This window comes from Sinomonas cellulolyticus (assembly GCF_014656475.1).
Lineage (GTDB): Bacteria > Actinomycetota > Actinomycetes > Actinomycetales > Micrococcaceae > Sinomonas > Sinomonas cellulolyticus.
The window spans coordinates 313,249-322,535 of the sequence record NZ_BNCM01000005.1; the positions used below are offsets into that span (position 1 = coordinate 313,249).

Annotated in this window: 5 protein-coding genes; 4 read left to right on the forward strand and 1 reads right to left on the reverse strand. The window is 70.9% G+C overall.

Annotated features, from left to right (window positions below; translation table 11 throughout):
• The first annotated feature begins 119 nt into the window (after positions 1–119).
• From IE231_RS08865 to IE231_RS08880, 4 genes are read left to right on the forward strand one after another with little or no spacing between them, the layout of a single operon-like run.
• Positions 120–1,562 (forward strand): DUF3375 domain-containing protein, encoded by a 1,443-nt coding sequence (locus tag IE231_RS08865; RefSeq protein ID WP_189693573.1) that lies wholly within the window; start codon positions 120–122, stop codon positions 1,560–1,562.
• Positions 1,559–2,218, forward strand: coding sequence for a DUF4194 domain-containing protein (locus IE231_RS08870; protein ID WP_229866597.1), 660 nt, complete (start codon positions 1,559–1,561; stop codon positions 2,216–2,218). Before IE231_RS08865 ends, IE231_RS08870 begins: the two co-directional genes overlap by 4 nt.
• A complete protein-coding gene (locus tag IE231_RS08875; protein ID WP_189693574.1) occupies positions 2,215–5,655 on the forward strand; it encodes an ATP-binding protein in 3,441 nt (1,146 codons plus the stop codon). Before IE231_RS08870 ends, IE231_RS08875 begins: the two co-directional genes overlap by 4 nt.
• On the forward strand, positions 5,645–6,874 hold the full coding sequence (locus tag IE231_RS08880; protein WP_189693575.1) for a DUF3322 domain-containing protein: 1,230 nt from the start codon (positions 5,645–5,647) through the stop codon (positions 6,872–6,874). The genes IE231_RS08875 and IE231_RS08880 overlap by 11 nt, the downstream gene beginning before the upstream one ends.
• A 280-nt stretch (positions 6,875–7,154) precedes the next feature.
• Here IE231_RS08880 and IE231_RS08885 read toward each other — a convergent pair whose 3' ends face one another.
• Positions 7,155–7,823 (reverse strand): HNH endonuclease family protein, encoded by a 669-nt coding sequence (locus IE231_RS08885; RefSeq protein ID WP_229866598.1) that lies wholly within the window; start codon positions 7,821–7,823, stop codon positions 7,155–7,157.
• Between the last annotated feature and the right edge of the window lie 1,464 nt (positions 7,824–9,287).

Below are 9,287 nucleotides of genomic sequence, written 5' to 3' on the forward strand. Positions count from 1 at the left end.
CACTGCGCAGGCGCGTAAGGGCCGCACGCATCACCCGAACCAGACAAAATAGCGCTCTAGCATGGGAGCGGCGCCCGAAACCACCGCGGGCGCTTCCGACACGGGCAGGAGGGGGTGCCGTGGACTACTTCACGATCCGCGCGCTGCGCGAGAACCACGCCGGCTGGTCTCTCCTATGCGCCCAGACGGCCCCGCTCGCTCTGACCTTCTTCATGGCCGCCTTCACGGAGCCCAACCGGCGGAACCTCGGCCGGCAGGAGCTCATCGATACGCTCGAGGACGTCCTGTTCAGGGTGCGGGAGAGCACTGGAGACGCCGCGTTCCCGCGGCCGGCCGCCCAGTACCTCGACGAGTGGGCCAACCCGGAGAAGGCGTGGCTGCGCAAGTACTACGCTGAGGGCCGCGACGAGCCCGTCTACGACCTGACGGCGTCGACCGAGGATGTGGTGCGCTGGGTCGAATCGCTGCAGGGGCGCGAGTTCGTGGCAACGCAGTCGAGGCTCTCTGGGATCTTCGCCCTCCTCAAGTCGCTCGTCCAGGGCTCTGAGACGGACCCCGAGGTGCGGCTCGCGGAGCTGCACGCCGAGCGCGACCGGATCGACGCGGAGATCGAGCGGGTGGCCCGCGGCCAGGTGCGCGTGATGGGAGCCCCCGAGGCGAGGGACCATTTCCAGCAGCTCACCGACCAGGCCAAGGAGCTCCTCTCCGACTTCCGCGAGGTCGAGCAGAACTTCCGCACCCTCGACCGTCAGGTCCGCGAGCGCATCGCCACCTGGGAGGGGACGCAGGGCGAGCTCCTCGAGGACATCTTCGCGAACCGGCAGGACATCGCCGGCTCCCTCCAGGGCCGCACGTTCCAAGGGCTGTGGGACTACCTCATGTCCCCCACCCAGCGGGCGGAGCTCGTCGACCTGCTCGAGCGCGCGAGCCGCATCGACGCCCTCCAAGGCGCCCCTGGCCTCGACGGGCTCCAGGCCATGCACCAGGACTGGCTCCCGGCGCTCGAGGAGACCCAGGCCACGGTGCGCCGCCTGTCCCAGCAGCTGCGCCGGCTGCTGGACGACAAGGTGTTCCTCGAGAACAAGCGCATCATCGCGCTCATCCGCAGCGTCGAGGGGCACGCGCTCGCACTGCGCGCATCGCCTCCGCGAGGCACGGTCGCCGAGATGCCGGCCCAGCACGTGGACGTCGGCCTGCCCTTCGAGCGCCCCCTCTACTCCCCCACCGGCCGCATCGCGATCGACGACGCCGTCGAGGTCGCCGACGACGCCGGGCTCGACGCCGAGGCCCTGTTCGGCCAGTTCGCCGTGGACCGGGAGCGCCTCCGCGGGCAGATCGACGCCGTCCTGGAATCGGCAGACCAGGCGACCCTCGCCGACATCGTGGACGCGCATCCCATCGAGCAGGGGCTGGCAGAGATCGTGGCCTACTTCCAGCTCGCCTCGGAATCACCCTGGGCAACCACAGACACCGGGCACGAGCAGCGCCTGGTCTACACGCTCCCGGACGGCGAGCAGAGAGAGGCCTTCGTGGAACGCATCATCTTCGTGAGGCCTTCATGAGCGCGGCCGAGCGCACCGGAATCGGCGCCGCCACGGGCGCGCCCACGCCGGGCATGGCCACGCCCGCGGAGCTGCCCGCCGTCGTCACCCGCTTGTTCAAGGGCGTGCTGTACCGCGAATCGGACGAGAAGCTGTGGCAGGCCCTCGGGGAGCTGAGCTCCCACGTGCAGGACTACGTGTCCGTCCTGGGCCTCGAGCTGTTCCTGGACGACGCCGAGGGCTACGCGTTCCTCCGCTCGCGCACCGACGCCGGGTCGGACCTTCCGCGCCTCGTCCCCCGCCGCCAGCTCACCTTCAGCGTCAGCCTGCTGCTGGCGCTCCTGCGGGCGCGGCTTGCCGAGTTCGACCAGCGCAACGACGAGACCCGGCTGATCATGACCGAGGCCCAGCTCCACGACATGCTCGCGGTCTTCCTGCCCGAGACGAGCAACGAGGCCAGGATGCTCGACCAGCTCTCAACAACCATCAAGAAGGTCGTTGAGCTCGGCTTCCTCAGGCGGCTGCGCGGGCAGGAGGGCTCCTACGAGGTGGCCAGGATCATCAAGGCCTTCGTCGACGCGCAGTGGCTCGAGGAGTTCGACGCCCGGCTGGCGGACTACCGGGCCGCGCTCGCGGGCGAAGCACCGCAGGAACCGCAGGAGGGGGACGGCGCATGAGCGTGGACGAGCAGGACCAGCTCTTCAGCCTCGAGGGGCTCGCCGACGAGGCCCGCGGCACGGACGACTCCGGCGAGGGCCCGCGGCCCGGGTTCCGCCTACACAGGCTCGAGCTGCTCAACTGGGGCACGTTCGACGGCGGGGTGCGCACCTTCCGCCTCGACGGTGAGACGAGCCTGCTGACGGGGGACATCGGCTCGGGCAAGTCCACGGTGGTCGACGCCGTCACGACGCTCCTGCTCCCGGCCCACCGCATCGAGTACAACAAGGCCGCGGGCGCGCAGAAGAAGGAGCGCACCCTGATGTCCTACGTGCGCGGCTTCCACAAGAGCGAGCGCACGGCCGCGGGCGACAGCTCCAAGCCGGTGGCCCTGCGCGGCCCCGGGTCCTTCTCCGTGGTCCTCGGCGTCTTCCACAACGCGGTCCTGGACAAGACCGTCACGCTCGCCCTCACCCTCTGGGCCACGCAGGAGGCCGGTCAGCCGAACCGCTTCTACACACTCGCCCCGCGCGAGCAGGGCATCGCCGCGGACTTCTCGGACTTCGGCGGTGATCCTGCGAAGCTCAAGAAACTCCTGCGCGCTGCCGGCGTCGAGGTCTTCGACACCTTCGAGAAGTACGAGTCCGCGTTCAAGCGCCACTTCGGGATCGGCAGCGGCCAGGCGATGGAGCTCTTCCACCGCACCGTGTCGATGAAGCAGGTCGAGAACATCACGCAGTTCGTGCGCGCGAACATGCTCGACGACGACGACGTCGAGGCCCGCATCGCGAACCTCCTGCACCATTTCGACGACCTCAAGAAGGCCCACGAGGCGGTGCTCCGCGCGAAGGACCAGATCGCCCGGCTCGTCCCCGTGCGCGACGGCGCGGCGCGGCACGCCGAGCTGGCCCACCAGGAGGCCCGCGGCCGTGCCCAGCGGGACCAGCTCCAGGCCTGGTTCACGTCCAAGAGACTCGGGCTCAGCCTCGAGCACCAGGCCGAACTCGCCCGGACGGCCGAGCGCCTGGGCCGGGAGCGGGACGAGCGGCGGGGCGAGGAGCTCGCCGTCGACCGCGAGCTAGCCCAGATCCGCGAGGACCTGCGCACCCACGGCGGAGGCCGGCTCGCCGCGCTCGACGCAGCCATCCTCGACGCCCGCGCGGCCCAGGCCAGGCAGAAGGACAAGGGCGCAGTCTACGCAGCAGCCGCAGGGCGCCTCGGGCTCGTGGACCCCGACGAGCGGGTGGCGTTCGACCACAACGCGGGCCTCCTCGAGGAGGTCGAGCACGGACTCCGGGAACGCGCCGAGGCCCTCAACGACGAGCGGGCCAGGCTCATGGCAGAACGCAGCGACGCCGCTGGGCGGGCGCAGGAGCTCTCCGACGAGGTGCGCAGCCTCAGTGCGCGGCAGAACCTGCTGCCCCGGACCCAGCTCGAACTGCGCGCACGCCTGTGCGCCGGCACCGGCGTGCCCGCTGCGGCGCTTCCGTACGCGGGCGAGCTGCTGCGGGTGCGGGACGGCGAATCGCTGTGGGAGGGCGCTGCAGAGCGCACGCTGCGCGGATTCGCCCTCTCGCTCCTCGTCCCGGACGAGCACTACGCGGCCGTGAGCTCGTGGGTGGACGCGAACAACCTGCGCGCCCGGCTCGTGTACCTCAGGGTCGCCGACTCCCGTTCAGGGCCCGCGGCCCAGGCGGAGCCGGGAACGCTGGGTTCCAAGATCGCGGTCAAGCCCGGCACCCCGCTCCGCGAGTTCCTCCTCGGCGAGCTCGCCGGGCGCTTCGACCACCGCTGCTGCGAGGACCTCGTGGATTTCCGCCGCTCGGCCCGGGCGGTCACCCCCAACGGCCAGCTCAAGACGGGCGGCGGCCGGCATGAGAAGGACGACCGCCGCGACCTCAGGGACCGGCGCGAGTACGTCCTCGGCTGGGACAACACCGAGAAGGTCGTCCGGCTCCGGGCCGAGCTCGACGAGGCCGAGGCCGGCCCCGCGGCGCTCGACGCCCGGATCGCCCGGACCGCCGCGGGCCTGGGTGAGCTGGCCCAGGGCCAAAGGGACCTCGGGACCCTGCACAGTACAGCCTTCGAGGACATCGACTGGCGCGGCACATCACGCCGGATCGAGGACCTCGCCGCCGAGAAGGCCCAGATCGAGGGAGCCAGCGACGTCCTGGCCGCGCTGTCTGCAAAGGAGGCGGACGCCGTCGTGCGCCTGGGCAGGGCGAGGGAGAAGGCCTCCGCCGTGGAGAAGCGGCTCGGGGCGAACGAGGCGGAGGAGCGCGCGATCGCTGAGGCGATCGCTGAGTGCCGCGGGATCCTCGCCGAGCACCCCCTCACGGACGACGCCGGGCTGGCGGCGGAGATCGCGGCGCTCGCCGGGGCGGTGCTCGGCGAGGAGGAGCTTACGTACAAGAACGCCGAGCGGGCGCAGACGCGGGTTCGGGAGCGGCTCCAGGGCGACCTCGACGCGCTCAACAAGCGCGTGGCTACCGCGGCTGAAAAGACGATCAACCTCATGGCCGCCTTCCGCGCGGCCTACCCGGCGGAGACCACGGACTTCGACGAGTCGCTCGACGCGGCGGCCGAGTACAACGCTCTCCTCGCCCAGCTGCAGGGCAACGACCTGCCCCGCTTCGAGGCCCGTTTCAAGGAGTCGCTGAATCAGAACACGATCAACGAGGTGGTGGGCTTCAACGCGTTCCTCGACGCGCGCAAGACCGTGATCGCCGCCAGGATCCGCGAGATCAACGCCTCGCTCGCCGAGATCGAGTACAACCCCGGCCGGCACATCCAGCTCGAGCACCAGCCCACCACGGATTCGGACGTGCGCGAGTTCGTGGCGGACCTGCGGGCCTGCTCCGAGGGCACGCTCGGCGCAGAGGAGCAGTACTCCGAGCAGAAGTTCCTCCAGGTCGAAAAGCTCGTGGAGCGGTTCCGGGGGCGCCAGGGGCTCACCGCCCTCGACGCGCGGTGGACCTCGAAGGTCACCGACGTGCGGCAGTGGTTCACGTTCAGTGCCTCCGAGAAGTGGACCGAGACGGGCGAGGAGCACGAGCACTTCACGGACTCGGGCGGCAAGTCCGGCGGGCAGAAGGAGAAGCTCGCCTACACGATCCTCGCCGCGGCCCTCGCGTTCCAGTTCGGGCTCGTAGGGACCCAGTCCGCCGAGCGGTCCACGGCGGCGGAGCGGGGCCGGAACCCGGACCGCAGCTTCCGCTTCGTGGTCATCGACGAGGCCTTCGGGCGCGGCTCGGACGAGTCCGCGCGGTACGGTCTCGAGCTGTTCCGCCGCATGCGGCTCCAGCTGCTCGTGGTCACGCCGCTGCAGAAGATCCATGTGATCGAGCCGTACGTGGCCCACGTGGGCTTCGTCGCGAATCCGACCGGGCAGGACTCGCGACTGCGGAACATGACCATCCAGGAGTACCGCGAGGAGCGGGACCGGCGTGCCGGCTGAGAAGGCGCGCGCCCGCCCGGCCGGTGCGCCCGGCTGGACGGGGCTCGCGGAGCTGAAGGCGGCCGCGCAGCGGTCCTGGGACCGTGGCGAGCTCCTGCAGGAGGCGATCCGGCCCACGGGAGCCTACCCGCGTCGTCGTCCGCTCAGGCGCCCCACCGCAACCCAGCTGCGCGACGACTACTCCGCCGCGCGCGCGTGGGCTGCGGAGCTGCACGCGGCGGCCGGCGCCGACGGGTCGGGGCCGTTCAGCCTCGAGACGGCCGAGGTGGGGCGGACGACCATCGGGGCGAACCTCGTGCCCGCGGCCGCGGTGTTCGCCTCGCCCGCGGACGAGGCGGGGTTCATCGGACGACGGCGGGACCTCGAGTCGTTCTCGCGCGTCGCCGAGGCGGTCCTCGCCGCGGAGCCGGGGCTCGAGGACTGGCTCGCCCGACGGCCGCTGCACGCGCTCGAGGTGCGCGGGGACCTGCCGGATCTGGTCCGGGCCGCGCGGTGGTTCGCGGACCACCCCGCGCCAGGCGTGTACCTGAGGCAGCTGTCCCTGCCGGGGATCCACACGAAGTTCCTCGAGACGCGCCGGCGGACCCTCGACGAGCTCGTCACGGCCCTCGACCCTGAGCGGCCAGCTGGCGGCTTCGAGTCCCGGCACGGGCTGCTGACCGAGCTGGCGGGGGTGCGCTTCCGGCTCCTGGACCCGGCCCTCGCGTTCCCGGGCGGCGCCACGGACGTTGTGCTCCGCGTCGATGAGTTCGCCAGGCTGCGGCTGCCCCTGCGGACGGTCATCGTGGTGGAGAACAAGGTCACGTTCCTCTCGCTGCCGCCGCTGTCCGGCGCGCTGGCCGTCTTCGGGGCAGGGTTCGGGTCAGGCACGCGGGTGCCGGCATGGCTCGCAGCCTTCCCGCTGCTGTACTGGGGCGACCTGGACTCGCACGGCTTCGCGGTCCTGAACCAGCTCCGCGCCTCGCATCCGCACGTCGAGAGCCTGCTCATGGACGGGGAGACGCTTGTGGCGCACGCGGAGCTGTGGGTCGAGGACCCCCGCCCCACGCGCGCGGCGCTGACGCGGCTCACCGGCGAGGAGGGCGAGGTCTATGCCGCGCTGACCGGCGGCGATGTGGTCCCGGACGGCTGGGCCGGCGTGCGCCTCGAGCAGGAGTACGTCCGCTGGGACTGGGCCCTGGAGAGGATCACAGCGGCGGCCTCTGGGTGGGGCGCCTAAGGGGCGGCCACCCGCCGCCCCTACTGCCGCCAGCGCAAGCGCGTGTCCGTGGCCGAGGTCTTGCACGTGTAGAGGATGCCCGTGGAGCTCACGCCCTGGGCGCCGGCCGTGCTGCAGTACGCGCCGGGGGTCACGGTCGGGAGCGCGGGCGCCGGGGCGGGGGCCTGCGGCGCGGCCGGGTCGGGCTTGTCGGTCGGCGCGAGCTGCCCGGGGCACTGGGCGATGATGCCGGCGATGGCGTCGTGCTCGGCCTGGGTGACCTACAGGCTGTCGGTGGCCTTCACCGAGGCCTGGCGGGCCACGTACGCGCAGCGGAAGGCGGTGTCCGGCGGCAGCCAGGTGGCGGCGTCGCCGTCGCCCTTCTGCTCGTTGGTGGGCCCGTCGGTGGACTGTGGAGGTTGAGCGGGTCGTTGGCCAGGGCCACGCGCTGGGAGTGGGTGAACTGTTGGGCGCCCTTCTGCCACGCATCGGAGAGGGCGACGACGTGGTCGATCTGCACCGCGTCGCTCGTGCCCACCCCTCGCAGGAACGCGATGGTGGTGGCGGTGTGGGGGTCGGCGAGGGTGCCGGAGGCGACCGTGCAGGGGACGGAGGTGACGTAGGTGATGTCCGTCAGGTCGCGGTTGAGCATGTCGTTGCGGGTGTCGCAGTCGTTGCCGTCCGCGTCGAGCCAGGCCGGGCCGAACTGAGAGCGGTCGTAGCCCGTCTTCGGGGCGCGGCCCTTGACCGGGATCGTCTCGAGGAGGGCCGCCGCCTCGGTGCCGTAGGCCGGCTCGGGGTTCGGGGCGGTGTAGGTGGTCGTGGTGGTCTGAGGCACGACGCCGGCCGCTTGGGCGGGCGCGGCCGTCGCCGTGGCGAGGCCCGTTACGGCGACGCAGGCGGCCAGGAAGGCGGAGAGGGCGAGCGGGCGCTTCGCGGTGGCTGGGCTCGAGCGGTGCAGGTGCGGCATGAGTTGGTCCCCCGGGTGGTGACTGAGTGGTCGGCCCCATTCTGCTCGGCGGTGCGCCCGCAGGTCCCGGTTCTGACGTTTTCTTGAGCAATTCCTGACATGGTGGCAGCGGCCGTCGCCATCGACCTGAAGCCAAGCGTGATAGACCCGGCGACCCCGACGGCCGCCACTTTGCGGTCCCCGAATCGCAGTTAGGAATGTCGTCCTGTGATGAGCGCGCAGAGAGCCGTCACCGACGTGACGCCGCAAACGAAGAAGACCCATACAACCGGGACCCGAGTGAAGAAGGTCAGGAGGAGCAGCAGTGCGGCTATCGACGCACCCACCCAAGTCAACGGACCCAATTGCGCGCTACGTTCATCACTCCCCCAATGGATGCAGCCTTGGATATTTGCAGACATACGTCGCCGAAGACCTTGCGGGGGACAACCATTGAGCATGAGCAAAGTCAACAGTGGACGTGCCCCGACGGCCGTCAAGTATTTTGGCCTGCTGGAAGAAGGCCAACCACTCGGCGGCCGCGGCCAGCAGGACCCGGCCGAGCGGCTGCGTCGGCAGGCTCGCCCCCGTGGTCGGCATTCCCACGCCGCGCCGAGCAGGACATTGCCGACCACGGCCAGGAGGAGGCCAGCAGCACGATCAGCGACAGGACCGGCGATAACTCCAGCTGCATCGCGTCCTGGTTGCCGCGCAGGTAGGCGGCTCCGATCGGCGGGGTGCCGAACGTCGAGATCAACGCCGGGGACGGAGAAGAGCGCGTGGGCGTCGACCGCCAGGACCATGCCCCAGAGCCCCAGCTGAGACGAGCGGCCACGCGCGAGGGTGGCACCCAGGGCGACGGTGCCGAGGACCGCGAGGACCGCGAGGACCGGACCGAGGACGTTGGCCGGCACGTGGCTCAACAGATAGCGGGTGCTGCTCACGAACACTGCCCCGCCCTCCGGGTCGGTTGTCTGGTCCCGCTGCGGCTCCAGCGTTCCGTACCCGATGAGGAGGCCGTAGACCGCGAGCCCAAACAGGCCTATGCGGGCCCAGGGAGAGTATGGCGACGGCTGCAGCACGGCACCCCGCTGTGCGTGCGAAGGACGCATCCAGCGTAGGTTCACTGGGCTGGCTACAGTATGGGACGCGCATTGGCGTTTGTTGGGAGGAAGACCGGCTCCATTGTCAGCTCCTCGCGTTCCCCTACCCCTATGAACTCGTGCGGACCGGAACCTAGGCCACGGGCAGCTCAGTCGTCCGCGGCCACAGCCGACGCTGGCTGCATCGCCCCGAGGCTACGCTGCGCCTACTGGTGAGCCACGTCGCCGCCTATGACCCTGCTGAACAGAAGCCGGGCAACCGACAACCGGTAGGCCGGCATCGCCGTCCCCGTCCTTCTCCTAGCCGGCGCAGACCTGAGTTTGGTCATTTGCTTAGTGCCTGAGATTTCCCGGTGGTGAGGGCGTCGATGATGGCCTGCCG

What these genes read in the sequence shown, in the direction of transcription:
- IE231_RS08870 (WP_229866597.1), top strand. Translation starts at nt 1,559, where the DNA reads ATGAGCGCGGCCGAGCGCACCGGAATCGGCGCCGCCACGGGCGCGCCC.
- IE231_RS08875 (WP_189693574.1), top strand. Translation starts at nt 2,215, where the DNA reads ATGAGCGTGGACGAGCAGGACCAGCTCTTCAGCCTCGAGGGGCTCGCC.
- IE231_RS08885 (WP_229866598.1), bottom strand. Translation starts at nt 7,823, where the DNA reads ATGCCGCACCTGCACCGCTCGAGCCCAGCCACCGCGAAGCGCCCGCTC.